The following is an 18,185-nucleotide window of genomic DNA, read 5'->3' as shown; positions in this document are numbered from 1 at the left end:
CCGGTCAGCCCGCATCATGGAGGGTGTAGGGGGAAAGGACCGGCGCGCCGTAATGGCGCAGCCAGCGGACATCGCTCTCGTAGAAGGGGCGCAGGTCGGCGATGCCGTGCTTGAGCATGGTGATGCGCTCGATCCCCATGCCGAAGGCGAAGCCCTGCCACTGGCGCGGGTCGATGCCGCAATTGGCCAGGACCTTTGGATGCACCATGCCGGAGCCCAGGATCTCCAGCCAGTCGGAGCCCTTGCCCAGCTCGCCGGTCCTGCGGTCCCAGCCGATATCCACCTCCATCGAGGGCTCGGTGAAGGGGAAGTAGGAGGCACGGAAGCGCACCGGCAGCTCGGCGATCCCGAAGAAGGCGCGCAGGAAGTCGATCAGGCAGCCCTTGAGGTGGCCCAGGGTGATGTCGCGCCCGATCACCAGCCCCTCGACCTGATGGAACATCGGCGAATGCGTGGCGTCATGGTCGGCGCGGTAGGTGCGGCCCGGCACGATCACGCGGATCGGCGGCTCCTGCGACAGCATGGTCCGCGCCTGCACCGGGGAGGTATGGGTGCGCAGCACCGTCTCGAAGCCCGCGCCATGGGCGGGGGGCAGGTAGAAGGTGTCCTGGTCCTGCCGCGCCGGATGGTGGCCGGGGATGTTCAGGGCGTTGAAGTTGTACCAGTCGCTCTCGATATCCGGCCCCTCGGCGACGGCGAAGCCCATGGCGCCGAAGATCGCCGTCAGCTCCTCCACCGTGCGGGCGATGGGATGGATCGCGCCGCTTTCCGCCCCGGCGGGGGGATGCGGGCGGGGAGGCAGCGAGACGTCGAGGCGCTCGGCGGCGAGTCGCGCCTCCAGCGCCGCTTCCTCCAGCACCGCCTTGCGGGCTTCCAGCGCCCGCTCGACCGCCTGCCGCACCGCGTTGACGGCGGCGCCGCGCGCCTTGCGCTCCTCGGCAGGCACGGCGCCCAGCCCCTTCAGCAGCGCGGTCACCTGGCCGCTCTTGCCCAGCGCGCCCACGCGCACCGCATCCAGCGCGCGCAGGTCGGCGGCGGCCGCGATGGCGGCTTCCGTCTCCGATTGCAGCGCGGCGAGGTCGTCCGACATCCCGATCTCCGAGAGGAATTGCGATTTGCGGAACCGGTTCGCGCCTCCGGGCATCCGCCCCCCGGCGACCGGTTCCGGGCCGAAAGCAGAAAGGGCCGCCTCGCTCCCGGGGGTGTCCCGAGAGGCGAAGGCGGCCCCATCTGCTGAAATCCGGATCGGAGCGCCGGCGGGCCTGAGCCCGCCCGGTGCCCCGGTATGCGGCTTTACGCCGCGGGCAGGGACGCCTTGGCCTTCTCGACCAGGGCGCCGAAGCCGGCCGCGTCCTCATAGGCGATCGCGGCCAGGACCTTGCGGTCCAGCTCGATGCCCGAGGCCTTCAGCCCCGCGATGAAGCGGGAATAGACCAGCCCATGCTCGCGGCAGGCCGCGTTGATGCGCTGGATCCACAGACCGCGGAAATCGCGCTTCTTGTTGCGGCGGTCGCGGTAGGCGTACTGCAGCGCCTTCTCGACCCGCTCGAGCGCGGGGCGGTAGGCGGTGGAGGAACGGCCGACATAGCCCTTGGCGAGCTTGAGGACCTTCTTGTGACGGGCGTGGGCGGTGACGCCGCGCTTGACACGAGCCATCTGTGCGCTCCCTTACCGATCCAGCCCGTAGGGGGCCCACTGCTTCACCGTCAGGCCGTCCTGGTGCCGCAGCACCTGGGTGCCACGGTTCTGGCGCTTGGCCTTCTGGGGACGGGCGGACAGGTTGTGGCGCTTCTTGCCCGGACCGGCGAGCACCTTGCCCGTCGCCGTGATCTTGAATCGCTTCTTGACCGCGGACTTGGTCTTCATCTTGGGCATTTCGGACCTCCTGTGGTTCAGGCCGGCGTGTCCCGGAAGCCCGCGCCGGAAACCCGGCCCAGGCAGTCACCACACCATGCGGCGGGGACACGCTTCCACGGCCGGGCAGCCCAACACGGCCCGGACGCGCGGAGAGGGGCGGCCTATAGCGGGGCGGCGTGGCGGGGGCAAGGGTCCGTTGCCGGTGCCGGGCGCATGGCTGGCGGGCGCCGGGCATTTCCATGCCGGCCGGGGAATGAAACCGTCCTTGCGGCCTTGTGCGGGGGGAAGCGGGCGGCCCATCCTCCCCACGCCCTTCCTGACCGGGCCGAACGAGAAGAATCGGAGGAACCATGACCCAACGGCATCCCGTGCCGCGCCGGCGAGCCCTTGCCTTCGTCCTGCTGCCGAGCTTGGGCCTCTTCGCCTGCGCCGCCCCGCAGACCGCAGCCCCGCCGGCGCGGCAGGCCACGCTCGACGCGGTGCTGCGCCGGCAGGTGGAGAGCGGCAAGGTCGGCGCCATCGCCGCCCTGGTGATGCGCGACAATGGCGAGGTGCTCTACAGCGGCAGTGCCGGCACGCGGACCCCGGGTGGTGGCGAGGCGCTGCGGCCCGACAGCCTGTTCCGCCTGGCCAGCATGACCAAGCCCTTCACCTCGGTCGCGGCGATGCAACTGGTGGAGCAGGGGAAGATCGGGCTCGACGATCCCATCGGGCGCTGGCTGCCGGAATTCCGCCGGCTGCGGGTGGTGGCGGGGGAGGGCCGCACCGTGCCCGCGCAGCGCCAGCCGACGGTGCGCGACCTGCTGCGGCACACCTCGGGCTTCAGCTACACCTTCCTGAACATCCCCGGCGTGGTGGAGGAGTACCGGCGCCTGGGCGTGGATGACGGGCTGGCCGCGCCGGGCCGGACGCTGCGCGACAACATGGGCCGCCTCGCCCGGGCGCCGCTGGCGATCCAGCCGGGCAGCGGCTGGCGCTATTCCCTTTCCACCGACGTGCTGGGCGCCATCGTGGAGCGGGCGGGCGGGATGCCGCTCGACCAGTACATCATCCGCAACATCGCCGCGCCGCTGAAGCTCGACAGCTTCGCCTTCCATGTCCCGGAATCCGCCCGGCCGCGCATGGTCACGGCGATGTACCCCGATCCCTCGGGCGTCCTGCGCCCGATGGCCAGCCCCCAGACCGTGCCCTATCCACTCTCCGGCGGGACCTGGACGGCGGACCCGGAGCGGGCCTTCAGCGCCACCGCCTATCCCTCCGGCGGGGCGGGGGCGACGGCCACGATCGGCGACTATGCCCGCTTCGCCCGCATGCTGCTGAACGGCGGGGAACTAGACGGTGTGCGGATCCTGAAGCCGGAAACGGTGGCGGAGATGGCGAGGCCGCAGACCGGGGGCTACCCGATCAACCTGCGCGGGGCGGGCTATGACTTCGGCTACGGTTTCTCCGTGCTGACCGACCCGGCGGCGGCGAAGACCAGGCAGGGCCCGGGCACCTATGGCTGGGGCGGCATCTACGGCACCGGCTTCTTCGTGGACCCGGCCAACCGCATCGTCACGGTCGTCATGACGCAGACCGGGGTGAATGGCGGCCCCGCCGGCAACGAGGTGCGGGAGGCGGTCTACGGCACCCTGCCCTGACCGGGGCGCGCCGCGGCCCTGGCCGGGGCCGCGGCGCCACTTCCCCCTAGCGCAAAGGGACGGCTCGCCATACGCATAGGTTGTGCCACAAGGGCGGAGAACCGGATGTCGGGCGATCGGACGAGCGGGGCGGCGCTTCTGGCGGAGGCGGATGCCAGGCGCGATGCGGGAGACTGGCTGGCCGCGGCGGAAGCCTATGCGGGCGTGATCCGGCAGCGGCCCGATGCCTGGCCGCTGATGCTGCAGCGGGGCCTCTGCCTGCTGGCGGCGCACCTGCCGGAGGAGGCGCTCGACAGTTTCCGCGAGGCGGAGTCCCTTAGCCCGCGCGACCCGGAGATCCAGCGCCAGATCGCCGCCACGCTGCGCCGCCTGGGCCGCCCCGTCGCCCCGCAACCGGCGGTGGAGGACGGGTTCCCTGCCGCCGGACCGGAGGAAGCGTGGCACGGCCCGTCCGGCGCGCCGTTTTCCGCTCCCCGGCCAGAGAACCAGGATGCGGCGGCGGGAATGGACGTGGCCTTCGACGTCACCGACCTGCTCGACTATTTCCGGGGCAAGCGCACGCCCACCGGCATCCAGCGCGTCCAGTGCGGCATCGTCGGCGCCACGCTGCGCGGCGGCAATCCGCCGGGGACCCGCATCGCCTATGTCTCCTACGACCTGCGGGAGGCCTGCTGGCGCGCCGTGCCCGCCGCAGCCCTGCGCGGGGTGATCGAGGCCTCGCACACCGGCGCCGAGACCGACGATCCCGCCTGGATCATGGCGCTGGAGCGGGTGGACGAGGCCCTGGCCCAGGCCCCGCGCCACCTTTTCCCGCTGGGCGGGCTGCTGGTGAACCTGGGCAATTCCTGGGGCCTGCCGGACTATTTCCGGGGCCTGCGCGCGGCGCAGCGCGACCGCCGCATCCGCTACATCCCCTTCCTGCACGACTGCGTGCCGCTGGTGGTGCCGGAGCACTGCCAGGAACAGATGGTGCGCGACTATGCCCGCTGGTTCGCCGCGGTCGGCGTGCATGCCCATGGCTTCCTGTGCAATTCCGAATGCACGCGGCGCGACGGGCGGACGCAGCTCGACCGCCTGCTGCCGGAGCTGGACCTGCCAATGGAGGTGGTGCGCCTCGACGCCGATCCGATGTCGGACGGCACCGAGCCCGACCCGCTGGCGCTGGAAGGGCTGCGCGGCTTCCGCCCCGGCCAGCCCTATGCCCTCTTCGTCGGCACGATCGAGAGCCGCAAGGACCATCTCCTGGTCTTCCGCGCCTGGCTCTCGCTGATCCGCCGCCTGGGCGCCGGGCGGGTGCCGCGCCTGGTCTGCGTCGGCCAGCCCGGCTGGCACGCCCAGGGGGCGCTGGAGCTGCTGGCCAACAGCGCCGAGCTGAAGCGCCATGTCGTGCTGCTGCACGGCGTCTCGGACGCGGCGCTGGCCGCGCTCTACGCCGGCTGCCGCTTCACCGTGTACAACTCCTTCTACGAGGGCTGGGGCCTGCCGGTCACCGAGAGCCTCGCCCATGGCAAGGTGCCGGTGATCCCGGAACATTCCGCCCTGCCGGAGGCCGGAGGTCCCGCGGCGGTGTACTTCGCCCCGCAGCACGAGCCCGATCTGGCGGCGAAGCTGGAGCGCCTGATCGCCGACCCCTCCTTCCTGGCGGAGCGCGAGGCGGCGGTGCGCCAGCATGCCGGGCTGCGCCGGTGGGAGGCGCTGCGCGACGAGGTCCTCTGCCATCTCCAGGCCATGGCCGCCCGCACCACGCCGGCGCTGGAGGAAAGGCTGGCGCTGCAGCCCGGCCAGCCCTACCGCATGGTGCTGGGCGACGAGATGCGGCCGGACGCGGCCATGGCCGTGCGGCAGGTCCTCCGCGATGGGCCGAACTGGCACATGCCGGAAGTCTGGGGCGTCTGGACCAAGGGCGGCGCGGCAACGCTGCGCCTGCCGGTGCCGCCGGGCCCGGCCGCGCCCTGGCGCCTGTACATGGAGCTGGTGGCGCCCCCCGGCGGCGGCGAGGTGCGCCTGCGGGCCGAGGCGGAGGGCAACGAGCTCGCCGCCGGCAGCCTCTATCTGGAGGCCGGCGCCCAGGGCGGCTGCGCGCTGCGCCTGGAGGTGCCGGAGGGCTGCCGCCTGCTGCGCGCCGATATCGAGAGCACCCCCGTCCATCCGGAAGGCGACGAGCGCGTCCTCGGCGCCGCGCTGGTGCGGGTGATGCTGTGCCGTGAGGACGACCTCGCCGGGCGACTGGGCTGGATCGAGGGACAGCGCCTGCGGGAACTGGCGGCGTGAGCGGCGGCGGCGCGGTTTCCGCCCTGGCCGGGGCGCGCATCCTCGTCACCGGGGCGGCGGGCTTCGTCGGCGCGCACCTGTCGCGCCGCCTGCTGGAGGAAGGGGCGGAGGTCCTCGGCCTCGACGACCTGAACCCATATTACGATCCCGCGCTGAAGCGGGCGCGGCTGAGCGCGATGCTCGACCATCCGCGCTTCCGCTTCGCCGAGGCCGACCTCGCCGAACCCGGCCTGCTGGCGCGGCACTGGTCGGGCTTCGCACCCGACATGGTGGCCCATCTCGCCGCCCAGGCGGGGGTCCGCTATTCGCTGCAGGCGCCGCGCGCCTATGGGCGGGCCAATCTGGACGGGTTCCTGGAGGTGCTGGAGTCGGCCCGGGCGCATCCGGTGCGCCATCTCGTCTATGCCTCCTCCTCCTCGGTCTATGGCGCCAGCACGCGGGTGCCGTTCCGCGAGGACGATCCGGTGGACCGGCCCTCCTCGCTCTATGCCGCGACCAAGCGGGCCAACGAGCTGATGGCGCATTCCTATGCCCATCTCTTCGCCCTGCCGCTGACGGGGCTGCGCTTCTTCACCGTCTATGGCCCCTGGGGGCGGCCGGACATGGCCTACTGGGGCTTTACCCAGGCGCTCTACGAGGGTCGTGAGATCAGGGTCTTCAATCACGGGCAGGTGTGGCGCGACTTCACCTATGTGGACGAGGTGGTGGAGGCCATCGCCCGCCTGCTGCCGCAGCCACCCGCCGACCCCGACGAACCGGGCCGCCCCGTCCCCGAGGCGTCGCACCGCATCTTCAACATCGGCAACCACACGCCCGTTCCGGTTGGTGAGATGATCGACATCCTGGAACGGCACACCGGCCGCACCGCGCTGCGCCGCCCGGTGCCGATGCAGCCGGGCGACGTGGAACGCACCTGGGCCGATGTCTCGGCGCTGAAGGCGGCTGTGGGCTTCGCGCCGCGCACGCCGCTGGAGGAAGGCCTGGGACGCTTCGTGGACTGGTATCGGCAATACCACCGGATCAATTCCTGATCGCTGTCTCAAAAATACATCTTCTGGTTGCTGGAGAGTTAACGGCTTCCCGGGTGATGCCAGGGGCATGCGGATCTCCCCTGCCCGTCCTTCCTGCCGCCGGCCCCTGCCGTTCACCGATTCTTCGGAACTGTCGGCGACGATCCTGCGCATGATCGCGTTCAATTCCCTGGCCGCCTTCTCGCAGAGTCTCGCCCGTGGCGAACCCGCCGCGAGCGTCCCGGCGGTCTCGCCCGGCCGTGGCGCCGGTGTGGAACAGGCCACCCCGGTGCAGCGGCGGATGGCGGAGTCGCGCGGCGTGGAGGCGGGCAGCGGTGCGGCTTCGCCCCAGGGCGGGACGCCGCCGCGCGGCAGCCTGCTCGACCTGCGGGTCTGACGCCGGGTTCCACCACCAGCGCGGGCAGGACCGGTGGTGCCCCTGGCTGGACCTTCCCCAAGGGCCAACACAGCTTCCGGCGTGAGGCCCGGCCTGCCTTGCCGAGGCCGGGGCCGGGCCACATGATTGCGCCATGACCGGCCGTTTCGAACGCATCCGACACGAGGGCGATGAGCACGACCGCCTGACCTGCGCCGATTGCGGCTTCATCGCCTACGAGAACCCGAAGATCGTGGTCGGGGCGGTGGTGGCGCTGGACGGGGATTCGGTGCTGCTCTGCCGCCGGGCCATCGAGCCCCGGCGCGGCTTCTGGACCATCCCGGCCGGCTACATGGAACTGGGCGAGACGGCGGCCGAAGGGGCGGCGCGCGAGGCCTGGGAGGAAGCGCAGGCCCGGATCGCCCTGGAGGGCATCCTGGCGGTCTATTCGATCGCCCGGATCGGCCAGGTGCAGATCCTCTTCCGGGCCCGCCTGGAAGAGCCGGGCTTCGCGGCGGGACCCGAGAGCCTGGAGGTCCGCCGCTTCGGCTGGGAGGAGATCCCCTGGAACGAGCTTGCCTTCCCCTCGGTGCGCTGGGCGCTGCGGAGCTGGCACGCGACGCGGCTGGGACCCCTGCCCATGGCCGTCCAGAATCCGCCGGAGGACCCGCGCGGCACGGCCGGCCTGCCGGGAGACGCCGCATGAGAGGCGTGGCGCGCGGCATCCTGCCGCTTCTCCTTCTCGCCATGCCGGTGCTCGCCTGGGCCCAGGCGCCCGAGGGAGGGGCCGCGCCGCCGCCGCCTCCGGCGGCAGCCAGCGGGGTCGCGCCCGAAAGGCCTTCCGCCACCCAGCCCCCGCCGCACCGCGCCGGAAGCCGCCGCCGCGCCGCGACCCGAGGCGCCGGGCACCGCCGCCCGCGCAGCAGGAGGCACCGCCGCCGGCTCCTCCCCCCGCCACGACCCGGCCCTACGACATCGCGCCGATGCCGAATCGCGACATGGAGGCACCGCGCCCGCGCGACCAGGGCGCCGACAACCGCCCGTCCTTCGGACCCGATCTCTTCGAGCCGCAGCGCGTGCCCGGCAGCAATCCCAGCATCGACGAGGACGACCTGGCCCGGCGCAGGGACCAGTTCCGGGACATCGTGCCCGGCGCCCGGCTGCGGGTGCCCTTCAGCTACTGAAGGGGCCGGGGGCGGCTCAGGCCAGTCCGACCAGCGAGCGGGCGAAGTCGCGCGGATCGAAGGGGCGGAGGTCGGCGGCCTTCTCGCCCACGCCGACCGCGTGGACGGGCAGGCCGAATTCCTGGGCCAGGGCCACCACGACGCCACCCTTGGCCGAGCCGTCGAGCTTGGTGACCACGAGGCCGGTGATGTCCACCATCTCCTGGAACACCTTGCACTGCTGGATGGCGTTCTGGCCGGTGGTGGCGTCCAGCACCAGGATGGTGGCGTGCGGCACGGCGGGGTCCTTCCGCTTCAGGACGCGCACCACCTTGCGCAGCTCCTCCATCAGCCCGGCCTTGTTGTGCAGCCGCCCGGCGGTGTCGATCAGCAGGACGTCCATGCCCTCGGCCACGGCACGGTCCAGGGCCTCGTGCGCCAGGCCGGCGGCATCGGCGCCGGGCTTGGCCGGGGCCACCACGGGGGCGCCGGTGCGGTCGCCCCAGACCTGAAGCTGCTCCACCGCCGCGGCGCGGAAGGTGTCGCCCGCCGCCAGCATCACCCGCCGGCCCTCGCCGCGCCACTGCTCGGAGAGCTTGGCGATGGTGGTGGTCTTGCCGGTGCCGTTCACGCCGACCATCAGCACCACAAAGGGCCTCGTGCCCGGCGCCGGGACCAGCGGCGTGGCGACCGGGGCGAGGATTGCGGTGATCTCCTCGGCCAGGGCGGATTTCACCTCCTCGTCGGAAACCTCCTTGCCGAACCGGGTGCGGCGGAAGCCCTCGACGATGCGGCGGGAGGCAGCGACGCCCAGATCCGCCGTGATCAGCGTGTCCTCCAGGTCCTCCAGCGCCGCCTCGTCCAGCGGGCGCTTGGTGAAGAGGCCGGTGAGGTTCTCCGTCAGCCGCTGGGTGGAACGCTGCAGCCCGGCCTTGAGCCGGCCGAAGAAGCCGGCGGGCGGCTCGCGGACCGGCGAGGGGGTGGTGGGCTCCTCCGCCGGGGGGAGGTCGGGGATGTCGGCGGGAGGCGGTTCCTCCACATCCGGCTCCTCGTCCGGCGGGACGGGGATGGGCGGCGGCGGTTCCCGGACCGGCGGCGGCACCGGCACCGGGTCGCTGGCCCGCGCCACGGCGGGCGGTGGGACGGGTGGCAACAGGAAGCCGGGAACCGGCGGCGAAACCGGCGTGGCAGGACGGGCGGCCGCGCCAGGCGGTGCGAAGGCGGATGGCGGGGCCGCCGCCGGAGCGGACGGCGCGGCAGGCGCGGGCGCCGGCACGGCGGCGGGTGCCGCGGGCGGCACATAGGCCACGGGCGGGGCGGGAGGCGGCGCGGCAACGGCCGGGGGCGGCGGTGGCGCATAGGCCACCGGAACGGAGGCCGGCCCGGCCCCGGGGGCTAGGCCAGAGGGGGTTGGGCCAGAGAGGGTGCCGGGTGCCGCCGCTCCCGGCGCGAAGGCCGTGGGCAGGCCGTGGTCCGGATGAGGGCCCAGGGGTGGCGGGGTCTGCGCCAGCCTGGCCTGCGCCTCCTCCTCGGCCGCGGCGGCCGGGTCCAGTGCCTCCAGCGGCACGCCGCCCTCCGGCGCCACGGCGGGGAGGGGGTTGGACCAGACATCGATCCCCACCGCATCCGGGGGCGGCGGAGGCTCGAAGGGTTCCGGCAACCCGTCATGCGAGGGGGTCTGGGGTGGGCCCTCGGGCGGGGCTTCCGTGGCCGGCGCGCGGCCGGTCAGCCGGTTCCAGAGATCCTTCAGCGCCATGCGATTCCTGCCTCCCCTGCCGCCCCGGCCCTTGGGCCTGGAAAGGGGCGGTGTCTCGATGATGGCCCCGGACAAACGGGCCCGGAGGACGGGACCGGCTGCCCGGGCCGTTGGAACGACGGGAAGCGACCCGGTCGCTTCCGCCGGGACCGTTCCCGGCGGGGCCGCCTCAGATCTCGATCTCGCCGCGATAGGCGGTCTCGGCCGGTCCGGTCATCAGCACATGCCCATCCTCCCGCCAGGCGATCCGCAGGTCGCCGCCCGGCAGCGACACCGTGGCCTCCCGCCCCGTGAGCCCACGCCGCGCCGCGTTCACCAGCGTGGCGCAGGCTCCGGAACCGCAGGCCAGGGTCAGCCCTGCGCCACGCTCCCAGACCACAAGGCGAAGGCGATCCGGAGCCAGGACCTGGGCGAAGCCGATATTGGCCCGCTCCGGGAACCAGGGATCGTGCTCCAGCGCCGGGCCCAGGGCCGCCGGGTCGATCGCCGCCAGATCCTTGACGAAGAAGGTGGCATGCGGGTTTCCCATGGAACAGGCCGCGGGCCCGGAAACCGGGCCGAGGGAGAGCGGCAGGCGCAGCGTGTCGGCCTCCCGCGCCAGGGGCACGTCCTGCCAGCCGAGGCGCGGCGGGCCCATGTCCACCTGGATCAGCCCGTCCGGCAGCGCCTTCGCCGGCAGGGCGCCGGAGATGGTGCGGATGGTGACGTGTTCCTGCCCGCTCTCGGCCATCAGCAGGCTGGCGACGCAGCGCGTGGCGTTGCCGCAGGCCCCGGCCTCGGAACCGTCCGGGTTGGCGATGCGCATGAAGACGTCGCTTCCCTCCGGCGCAGGCTCCAGCACCACGAGCTGGTCGAAGCCCACGCCCCGGCGGCGGTCGCCGATGGCGACGATGCGCGCGGGCGTCAGGGGCAGGGGCTGCTCACGGCCATCGAGCACGACGAAGTCGTTGCCGAGTCCGTGCATCTTGCGGAAGGGAATAAGCACGGCAGCGATATAGGCTTGCGCGCCGCGCGGCGGAACCCTGGGGCATCGCGCTTCCGGCCCATGGGCGGGACCGGACCGGGAAGGCATCGCCGCCCCGGGAATAGGCCGAGCGGCGATGCCCGCGGAATGTTCCCCGGATCAGCCTTCCGACACCTCGTAGCCTTCGGCGCGAATCGCCTCGGCGAGGCGGGCGCGGCCAGCCTCGGTTTCGGCGCGGACGCGGCCGGTCGACAGGTCCACCTCGACCTTGGCGGCGGGGTCCACGCTCTTCACCGCCTCGGTCACGGACTGGACGCAATGGTTGCAGTCCATGCCCTTCACGGTCAGTTCGATCATTTTGCCAGTTCCTCCAGGATGGGGCAGTCGGGGCGGGAATCACCCCGACAGCAGGAAACGAGTTGCCGCAGGCTGCCGGCGATGGCCTGCAGCGAGGCGGCCTTGGCCTCCAGCGCCAGGATATGCTCCTGGGCGATGGTGCGGACATCGGCGCTGGCGCGGCTGCCGTCGCTCCAGAGCTCCAGCAGGCGTTTCACCTCGACCAGCGGGAAGGCCAGTTCCCGCGCGTGGCGGGCGAAGCGCAGGGCGGCGACATCGCGCTCGTTGTAGCTGCGGTAGCCATTGGCGAGGCGGCGCGGGCGGATCAGCCCGGCCTCCTCGTAGCGGCGGATCGCCTTGGCGCTGAGGCCGCTGACGGCGGCCGCCTCACCGATGTTCATGCGCGGTCTCCCCTTCCGGCTTCCAGCGCGTCAGGCGCAGCGCATTGCCGAGCACGGTCAGCGAGGACAGCGCCATGGCGCCACCCGCCAGGGCGGGCGACAGGCCGCCCAGCGCCGCGGCGGGGATGGCCAGGGTATTGAACGCGAAGGCCCAGCCGAGGTTCTGCGCGATGGTGCGCCAAGTGGCATGCAGCACGGAAAGGGCGGCGGGCACGAGGCGCGGATCGGGGCGCAGCAGGGCCAGGTGCGCGGCGGCGAAGGCGGCATCGGTGCCACCGCCCATGGCGATTCCGAGATCGGCGGCGGCGAGCGCCGGGGCGTCGTTCACCCCATCCCCCACCATGGCGACGCGGCGCCCCTCGGCATGCCAGGCGGCGAGGCGGGTGGCCTTGTCCTCCGGCAGCAGCCGGGCCGCGACCTCGTCGATGCCGAAGCGGCGCGCGGCCTCGCGGGCGGCTGCCTCGTTGTCGCCGCTCAGCATGGCGGTGCGCAGGCCCAGGGCGTGGAGGCGCGCCACCGCCTCGGCGGCACCGGCACGGGGGGCATCCTCGAAGCCCAGCAGGGCCAGCACGCGCTCGCCCTCCGGCCCGGATTCGATCAGCCAGGACTGCGAATAGCCGTGCGCCGCCTGTTCCGCCGAGGCTGCGGCCAGGGGCTCCGGCGCGCCAGCCTGGGGCAGCAGCCGGTCGCTGCCCAGGCGCAGGCGGCGGCCCTCGGCCACGCCCTCCACCCCGCGTCCGGGCAGGGCGCGGAAGGATTCCGCCGGCCGCGGCGTGCCCCCGGCCTCGTCCAGCACGGCGCGGGCGAGAGGATGCTCGCTGCCCGCCTGCAGCCGCGCGGCGAGGCGCAGCGCCTCCTCCCGCGCCACGCCTTCCGCCGGAACCAGCGCGGCAAGGCGCGGCCGGCCCTCGGTCAGCGTGCCGGTCTTGTCGAAGGCGACCACGGAAAGGCCCCGGGCGCGCTCGATCGCCTCGGCATCGCGCAGCAGGATGCCGGCGCGGGCGGCGGCGCCAGTGCCGGCCACCACGGCGGCGGGGGTGGCAAGGCCCAGGGCGCAGGGGCAGGCCACCACCAGCACCGCCACCGCATGCAGCAGTGCCACCTGCGCCGCCGCCCCGGCCAGCAGCCAGCCCAGGAAGGTGACGGCGGCGATGCCCAGGACCACCGGCACGAAGACGGCGCTCACCCGGTCGGCCAGGCGCTGGATCGGGGCGCGGCTGCTGCCCGCCTCCTCCACCAGCGCGGCGATGCGGGCGAGGCGCGTGTCCTTGCCCGTGGCGGTGACGCGGGCCACCAGCCGTCCGTCCAGCACCACCGTCCCGGCGGCCAGGGCGTCGCCCGGGCTCTTGGCCACGGCGCGGGACTCGCCGGTCAGGGCGGATTCGTCCACCCCGGCCTCGCCTTCCTCCAGCAGCGCATCGGCGGGGATGCGGGCGCCGGGGCGGATGGCGATGCGGTCGCCCTGGCGCAGCCGGGCGGTGGGCACCTCCTCCTCCCGCCCCTGGCCGTCGAGGCGCAGGGCGGTGTCGGGGCGCAGCTTCAGCAGCGTTTCCACCGCCCCGGCGGCGGCGTTGCGGGCGCGTTCCTCCAGGAAGCGGCCAAGCGAGACGAAGGCCAGGACCAGGGCCGAGGCCTCGAAATAGAGATGGTGCCCGTCATTCAGCATCAGCACGGTGGAAAGCGCCCAGGCCGCCGTGGTGCCGATGGCGACCAGCAGCTCCATGTTGCCGGTGAGGTCCCGCACCGCGCCCCAGGCCTTGCGGTAGATCCCGGCGCCGATGCCGAACTGCATCAGCGTGGCCAGGACGAACTGCGCCAGGGGGGGCGGCATCCAGTCGCGGCCCAGCCCCATACCGATCATGCCGATAAGGAAGGGCAGGGCGAGCAGCCCGGCCAGGGTGGGGCGCAGCCAGCCCATCCGGTGGCGCGGAGGCGTGGCGCCGGCGGCTTCCGGCTCTGGATGCAGCACGGCATAGCCGGCTTTCTCCACGGCCCGGTCCAGCGCTTCCTCCAGCGCGGCGGGGTCGGCGCCGGGCCGCAGCCGCACCCGCGTATGGCCGGTGGCGAAGTTCGCCTGGGCCGATTCCACGCCCGGAACCTTGGTGAGCGCGCGTTCCACCCGCCGCACGCAGGAGGCGCAACTCATCCCCTCCACCAGGAGGTCGAGGCCGGGTCCGGTGCCCTGGGACGTGCTGGCCGTGTGGGCGGAAAGGTCGTCTGGCATGGCCAAGAGGTGGGGCTTCCCTCTCCGGGAAGGTCAAGCCTCTTCCCGGGATGCGATGCATACTTGCCTTGCGCAGGCGTCATTGCGGCAGGAATTGCCTAAGAAATGTTCAATGCGCCGGCAGGGTTTCGCTTCCGGGACCCCTGTCCGCCAGGACAGCGTGTGCCCTGGGACCATCGTCGCTGGTTCCCGCTGCCGCCGGATCGCGCCGGAAGCGATGCTCTCCGGCAAGCCGCGGATGCCGCGAGTGCGGACAAGGTGTCCTTCACTTCTTCCGGGCGACCTCCTGATCCACCTGCTCCCTGGGATCACGCCACCGGCTGACCTTGCCACCTCCACCCACTCAAGGTGGGGACTGGGGACATACGATGTCCCCGGCGGTGGGAGTTCCGGGGGCAGGCGGAGCCTCCCCCGGGGGTGGCGGCAGGCGCAACGCCCAGGGTTCTCCGGAGAATGATGACGGTGGCACGGGCCTTGCGTTCCTCGCGGCGGGGACATGGATCGGTCTGGGGGCTCATGCGCGGGGCGAGTGTCGAGCTGGTGAAGGTGACCAAGCGCTACCCCAACGGGGCGGTGGCGGTGGACGGGATCGACCTGCGCATCCCGGCGGGGAGCTATTGCTGCCTGCTCGGCCCCTCGGGCTGCGGCAAGACCAGCACGCTGCGGATGATCGCCGGGCATGAGGACATCAGCGACGGCGACATCCTGATCGGCCCGCGCAACGTCGGCGGCCTGGCCCCGGCGGCGCGGGGCACGGCGATGATGTTCCAGAGCTACGCGCTTTTCCCGCACCTGAACTGCCTGGACAACGTCGCCTTCGGCCCGCGCATGCGCGGCATCGGCAAGGCGGAGCGGCGGGCGAAGGCCGAGGCCATGCTGCGCCTCGTGCACATGGAGAAATACGCCACCCGCCTGCCGGCGCAGCTCTCGGGCGGGCAGCAGCAGCGCGTGGCCCTTGCCCGGGCGCTGGTGACGGAGCCCTCGGTGCTGCTGCTGGACGAGCCGCTCTCGGCGCTCGACCCCTTCCTGCGCATCCAGGTGCGGGCGGAGCTGAAGCGGCTGCAGAACGAGCTCGGCATCACCTTCATCCATGTCACCCACAGCCAGGAGGAGGCGATGGCGCTCTCCGACCTCGCCGTGGTGATGAATGCCGGGCGGATCGAGCAGGCGGACGACCCGCGCACGGTCTTCTCGCGCCCCGCGACACCCTTCGTGGCGCGCTTCATCGGCGGCCACAACGTCATCGACCTGCCGGGCGCGGGCGGGCCCTTCGCGGTGCGCACCGACCGGATGCAGGTGGCGCGTGGCTGGCCATCCGAGAACGGCAGGGACGGGCTGCCGGCCCGGGTCGCCATGGTCGAGTACCAGGGCAGCTTCGTGCAGCTCCGCCTCGCCGGGGATGGCGCCTATCGCGACACCCTGCCGGAGATGACCGCCATCCTGTCCGACGATGCCTTCGAGGCCGCGCCGCTGAGCCAGGGCGAGGCGGTGACGGTCGGCTGGAGCGGCACGGACGCGCACCGGCTGAGCGTGCCCGCCCACGGCCAGGCGCTTCCGGCCTGAGCGGCGCACGCTGCAGGCGGCGCGATTTTTCCGCCATCCCGGCCAGGCGGTCCGGGTGGCCCCGATGCAGACACGGTGGCGGGCAGCCCCCACCCTGGAGGAGCAAGGCTCATGAGTGAAAGCAAGAAGAACGGGGCGAACCCCCACGGCGCCCTGGGGACGCTGGGCCGGCGCACGCTGTTCGGCGCCGCGGGCGGCCTGGCCGCGGCCGGCGCCTTCCGCCTGGCCGCCCCGGCGGTGCATGCGCAGGAGCCGGTGACGCTGCGCTACCTGGGCACGGCGGTGAACCAGAGCGCCGAGATCGCCGCCAAGGTGAAGCAGGACCTGGGCATCACCATCGAGTACATCCCGGTGGTGACGGATGACGTGATCCGCCGCGCGGTGACGCAGCCCAACACCTTCGACCTGCTGGACATGGAGTACTTCTCCGCCAAGCGCGTCGCGCCCTCGGGCAACCTGCAGGGCATCGAGGCGAAGCGGATCAAGGAGTTCGACAACATCACCCCGGTCTTCACCAAGGGTGAGATCGACGGCAAGAAGATCGGCGAGCAGGGCACCGCGCCGAAGAAGGTGCAGTTCCTGAAGGGCCGCAACTCCAAGGAGTTCGCCGACGGCCCGACCGAGTGGATGAGCCTGATCCCCACCACCTACAACGCCGACACGCTGGGCATCCGCCCCGACCTGATCAAGCGTCCGGTCGAGAGCTGGAAGGAGCTGCTGAACCCGGAGTTCAAGGGCAAGGCCTCGATCCTGAACATCCCCTCCATCGGCATCATGGACGCGGCGATGGTGGTGGAGGCGATGGGCGCCCACACCTATGCCGACAAGGGCAACATGACCAAGGCCGAGATCGACAAGACCCTCGGCATCCTCACCGAGGCCAAGAAGGCGGGGCAGTTCCGGGCCTTCTGGAGCGACTTCAACGAGAGCGTCAACCTGATGGCCTCGGGGGAGACGGTGATCCAGTCGATGTGGTCGCCGGCCGTGACCAAGGTGCGCTCGCAAGGCATCCCCTGCGTCTTCCAGCCGCTGCGCGAGGGCTACCGCGCCTGGGCCTCAGGCTTCGGCATCCCGCGCACGCTGGAAGGGCGCAAGCTGGATGCGGCCTATGACTTCATCAACTGGTTCCTGTCGGGCTGGGCCGGCGCCTTCCTGAACCGCCAGGGCTACTACTCGGCGGTGCTCAGCACGGCCAAGGCCAACATGGAGCCCTATGAGTGGGCCTACTGGATGGAGGGCAAGCCGGCGGCCCAGGACATCAAGGCGCCGGACGGCTCGCTGCTGGAGAAGGCGGGCACGGTGCGCGACGGCGGCTCCTACGAGCAGCGCATGGGCCGGGTCGCCTGCTGGAACGCGGTGATGGACGAGAATACCTACCTCATCCGCAAGTGGAACGAGTTCATCGCCGCCTGACCGGGCGGCATGGGCTGGAGCGGGGCGGCCTGCCGGGCCGCTCCGTCCGACAAGAAATCATCGGGGATGGGTTCCGGTTCTCACGGCATCGGCGCGCGGCGATCGGGCCGCGCGGCTGCGGGAGATCTGCCATGGATGACGTGAGCCAGATGAAGCGTGCTTCCGGCATCGGCCGGCGCCCGGTGCTGCGGGGCCTGCTGGGGGTGCCACGGCGCTTGGCGCCCCCCTGGGCGCCCCGGCGGTGCATGCGCAGGAGCCGGTGACGCTGCGCTACCTGGGCCTGGGGGTGAACCAGAGCCAGGCCATCGCGCAGCGCTGCAAGGAGGAGACCGGGATCACCCTCGAATACACCACGGGGGTGCATGAGGACATCGTACGCCGGGTGGTGACGCAGCCCAGCACCTTCGACCTGGTGGACACCGACTTCTCCGCGGTGCGGCAGCTGATGCCCTCCGGCAACATGGCCGGCATCGAGGTCAAGCGGGTGAAGATGGCCGAGAGGATCGCGCCGCTCTTCACCCGGGGCGAGGTGGCCGGGCGCAGGATCGGCGACCAGGGCAGCGCGCCGAAGAAGACCGCCTTCCTGACCGGGGCGCGCAGCAAGGGTTTCGCCACGGGGCCGACCGAATGGATGTCGCTGATCCCCATCAACTGCAACGGCGATACGCTGGGCATCCGCCCCGACCTGATCGGCCGCTCCATCGGAAGCTGGGCCGAGCTGCTGAATCCGGAGTTCAAGGGCAAGGCTGCGCTGGTGAACAGCCCCTCGGTCGGCATCATGGATGCGGCGATGGTGGCGGAGGCCATCGGCAAGGTGACCTATGCCGACAAGGGCAACATGACGAAGGCCGAGATCGACGCCACGCTCGGCCTGATGACGGAGGCGAAGAGGGCGGGGCAGTTCCGGGCGTTCTGGAGCGACTTCAACGAGAGCGTGAACCTGATGGGCTCCGGAGAGACGGTGATCCAGTCGATGTGGTCGCCCGCCGTGACCAAGGTGCGCTCGCAGGGCATCCCCTGCGTCTTCCAGCCGCTGAAGGAGGGCTATCGCGGCTGGGGGCTGGGCCTCGGCATCCCGCGCACGCTGGAAGGGCGCAAGCTGGACGCGGCCTATGACTTCATCAACTGGTTCCTGTCCGGCTGGGTCGGGGCCACGTTGCTGCGCCAGGGCTACTATCCTTCCGTGCCCGAGACGGCGCGCCAGCAGATGG

General features: G+C 72.3%; 17 protein-coding genes (1 of these 17 cut by a window edge). 9 read left to right on the top strand and 8 right to left on the bottom strand.

Annotated features, from left to right (window positions below; genetic code table 11):
* Positions 1-4: 4 nt before the first annotated feature.
* The 3 genes from pheS to rpmI form a co-directional block, all read right to left on the bottom strand.
* Complete coding sequence (pheS, locus tag CTJ15_RS17660; RefSeq protein ID WP_058389151.1) at positions 5-1,090, bottom strand: phenylalanine--tRNA ligase subunit alpha; 1,086 nt, start codon at positions 1,088-1,090, stop codon at positions 5-7.
* A gap of 203 nt (positions 1,091-1,293) precedes the next feature.
* Positions 1,294-1,656, bottom strand: coding sequence for a 50S ribosomal protein L20 (rplT, locus tag CTJ15_RS17655; RefSeq protein ID WP_019461133.1), 363 nt, complete (start codon positions 1,654-1,656; stop codon positions 1,294-1,296).
* Between the two features lie 12 nt (positions 1,657-1,668).
* Positions 1,669-1,875, bottom strand: a complete 207-nt coding sequence (gene rpmI / locus CTJ15_RS17650) for a 50S ribosomal protein L35 (protein WP_019461132.1) — start codon at positions 1,873-1,875, stop codon at positions 1,669-1,671.
* A 332-nt stretch (positions 1,876-2,207) separates the two neighbouring features.
* On the opposite strand from rpmI, the gene CTJ15_RS17645 reads away from it, so the two are divergent.
* From CTJ15_RS17645 to CTJ15_RS17620, 6 genes are all read left to right on the top strand, one after another.
* Entirely contained in the window at positions 2,208-3,497 is a 1,290-nt protein-coding gene (locus CTJ15_RS17645) for a serine hydrolase (protein ID WP_075822581.1), read from the top strand.
* 105 nt (positions 3,498-3,602) lie between these two features.
* Positions 3,603-5,768, top strand: a complete 2,166-nt coding sequence (locus CTJ15_RS17640) for a glycosyltransferase family 1 protein (protein ID WP_099781776.1) — start codon at positions 3,603-3,605, stop codon at positions 5,766-5,768.
* Positions 5,765-6,799 (top strand): NAD-dependent epimerase/dehydratase family protein, encoded by a 1,035-nt coding sequence (locus CTJ15_RS17635; RefSeq protein ID WP_079253515.1) that lies wholly within the window; start codon positions 5,765-5,767, stop codon positions 6,797-6,799. The genes CTJ15_RS17640 and CTJ15_RS17635 overlap by 4 nt, the downstream gene beginning before the upstream one ends.
* A 151-nt stretch (positions 6,800-6,950) precedes the next feature.
* The gene (locus CTJ15_RS17630) at positions 6,951-7,175 is read left to right on the top strand and encodes a hypothetical protein (protein WP_126281911.1); all 225 of its coding nucleotides are present in this window, start codon (positions 6,951-6,953) and stop codon (positions 7,173-7,175) included.
* 133 nt (positions 7,176-7,308) lie between these two features.
* Positions 7,309-7,860 carry an NUDIX domain-containing protein gene (locus CTJ15_RS17625; RefSeq protein WP_075822579.1) on the top strand — a complete coding sequence of 184 codons (552 nt, stop codon included), beginning with the start codon at positions 7,309-7,311 and terminating at the stop codon, positions 7,858-7,860.
* Between the two features lie 277 nt (positions 7,861-8,137).
* The gene (locus tag CTJ15_RS17620) at positions 8,138-8,338 is read left to right on the top strand and encodes a hypothetical protein (protein ID WP_099781775.1); all 201 of its coding nucleotides are present in this window, start codon (positions 8,138-8,140) and stop codon (positions 8,336-8,338) included.
* A 16-nt stretch (positions 8,339-8,354) separates the two neighbouring features.
* On the opposite strand, the gene ftsY is transcribed toward CTJ15_RS17620, so the two are convergent.
* From ftsY to CTJ15_RS17595, 5 genes are all read right to left on the bottom strand, one after another.
* Positions 8,355-10,073 carry a signal recognition particle-docking protein FtsY gene (gene ftsY, locus CTJ15_RS25350; protein WP_338129623.1) on the bottom strand — a complete coding sequence of 573 codons (1,719 nt, stop codon included), beginning with the start codon at positions 10,071-10,073 and terminating at the stop codon, positions 8,355-8,357.
* Positions 10,074-10,242: 169 nt separating this feature from the next.
* Positions 10,243-11,058, bottom strand: coding sequence for a diaminopimelate epimerase (gene dapF / locus CTJ15_RS17610; protein ID WP_099781774.1), 816 nt, complete (start codon positions 11,056-11,058; stop codon positions 10,243-10,245).
* A 138-nt stretch (positions 11,059-11,196) separates the two neighbouring features.
* Positions 11,197-11,394 (bottom strand): heavy-metal-associated domain-containing protein, encoded by a 198-nt coding sequence (locus tag CTJ15_RS17605; RefSeq protein WP_019461123.1) that lies wholly within the window; start codon positions 11,392-11,394, stop codon positions 11,197-11,199.
* Complete coding sequence (locus tag CTJ15_RS17600; protein WP_019461122.1) at positions 11,391-11,774, bottom strand: MerR family transcriptional regulator; 384 nt, start codon at positions 11,772-11,774, stop codon at positions 11,391-11,393. Before CTJ15_RS17600 ends, CTJ15_RS17605 begins: the two co-directional genes overlap by 4 nt.
* Positions 11,761-13,998: a cation-translocating P-type ATPase gene (locus CTJ15_RS17595; RefSeq protein WP_226945976.1), complete on the bottom strand. Its 2,238-nt coding sequence runs from the start codon at positions 13,996-13,998 to the stop codon at positions 11,761-11,763. The genes CTJ15_RS17600 and CTJ15_RS17595 overlap by 14 nt, the downstream gene beginning before the upstream one ends.
* 516 nt (positions 13,999-14,514) lie before the next feature.
* Here CTJ15_RS17595 and CTJ15_RS17590 point away from each other — a divergent pair.
* The 3 genes from CTJ15_RS17590 to CTJ15_RS17580 form a co-directional block, all read left to right on the top strand.
* A complete protein-coding gene (locus CTJ15_RS17590; RefSeq protein ID WP_075822743.1) occupies positions 14,515-15,561 on the top strand; it encodes an ABC transporter ATP-binding protein in 1,047 nt (348 codons plus the stop codon).
* A 111-nt stretch (positions 15,562-15,672) separates the two neighbouring features.
* A complete protein-coding gene (locus CTJ15_RS17585) occupies positions 15,673-16,974 on the top strand; it encodes a PotD/PotF family extracellular solute-binding protein (protein WP_075822742.1) in 1,302 nt (433 codons plus the stop codon).
* 259 nt (positions 16,975-17,233) lie between these two features.
* Positions 17,234-18,185 carry the 5' portion of a PotD/PotF family extracellular solute-binding protein gene (locus CTJ15_RS17580; protein ID WP_226945975.1) on the top strand. It continues 206 nt past the right edge of the window, so 952 of the gene's 1,158 nt are visible here — the first part of the coding sequence; the start codon lies at positions 17,234-17,236; its stop codon lies beyond the right edge, outside the window.

The organism is Roseomonas sp. FDAARGOS_362, assembly GCF_002754815.1.
Taxonomy (GTDB): Bacteria; Pseudomonadota; Alphaproteobacteria; order Acetobacterales; family Acetobacteraceae; genus Roseomonas; species Roseomonas mucosa.
The sequence above is the reverse complement of the archived record's forward strand: the minus strand, read 5'-3'. Positions and strand labels throughout refer to the sequence as shown.

Bases quoted from the DNA above. Each gene is read 5' to 3' on its own strand.
- pheS (WP_058389151.1), bottom strand. From the start codon at position 1,090: ATGTCGGACGACCTCGCCGCGCTGCAATCGGAGACGGAAGCCGCCATC.
- rplT (WP_019461133.1), bottom strand. From the start codon at position 1,656: ATGGCTCGTGTCAAGCGCGGCGTCACCGCCCACGCCCGTCACAAGAAG.
- rpmI (WP_019461132.1), bottom strand. From the start codon at position 1,875: ATGCCCAAGATGAAGACCAAGTCCGCGGTCAAGAAGCGATTCAAGATC.
- CTJ15_RS17645 (WP_075822581.1), top strand. From the start codon at position 2,208: ATGACCCAACGGCATCCCGTGCCGCGCCGGCGAGCCCTTGCCTTCGTC.
- CTJ15_RS17640 (WP_099781776.1), top strand. From the start codon at position 3,603: ATGTCGGGCGATCGGACGAGCGGGGCGGCGCTTCTGGCGGAGGCGGAT.
- CTJ15_RS17630 (WP_126281911.1), top strand. From the start codon at position 6,951: ATGATCGCGTTCAATTCCCTGGCCGCCTTCTCGCAGAGTCTCGCCCGT.
- CTJ15_RS17625 (WP_075822579.1), top strand. From the start codon at position 7,309: ATGACCGGCCGTTTCGAACGCATCCGACACGAGGGCGATGAGCACGAC.
- CTJ15_RS17620 (WP_099781775.1), top strand. From the start codon at position 8,138: ATGCCGAATCGCGACATGGAGGCACCGCGCCCGCGCGACCAGGGCGCC.
- ftsY (WP_338129623.1), bottom strand. From the start codon at position 10,073: ATGGCGCTGAAGGATCTCTGGAACCGGCTGACCGGCCGCGCGCCGGCC.
- CTJ15_RS17605 (WP_019461123.1), bottom strand. From the start codon at position 11,394: ATGATCGAACTGACCGTGAAGGGCATGGACTGCAACCATTGCGTCCAG.
- CTJ15_RS17600 (WP_019461122.1), bottom strand. From the start codon at position 11,774: ATGAACATCGGTGAGGCGGCCGCCGTCAGCGGCCTCAGCGCCAAGGCG.
- CTJ15_RS17595 (WP_226945976.1), bottom strand. From the start codon at position 13,998: ATGCCAGACGACCTTTCCGCCCACACGGCCAGCACGTCCCAGGGCACC.
- CTJ15_RS17590 (WP_075822743.1), top strand. From the start codon at position 14,515: ATGCGCGGGGCGAGTGTCGAGCTGGTGAAGGTGACCAAGCGCTACCCC.
- CTJ15_RS17585 (WP_075822742.1), top strand. From the start codon at position 15,673: ATGAGTGAAAGCAAGAAGAACGGGGCGAACCCCCACGGCGCCCTGGGG.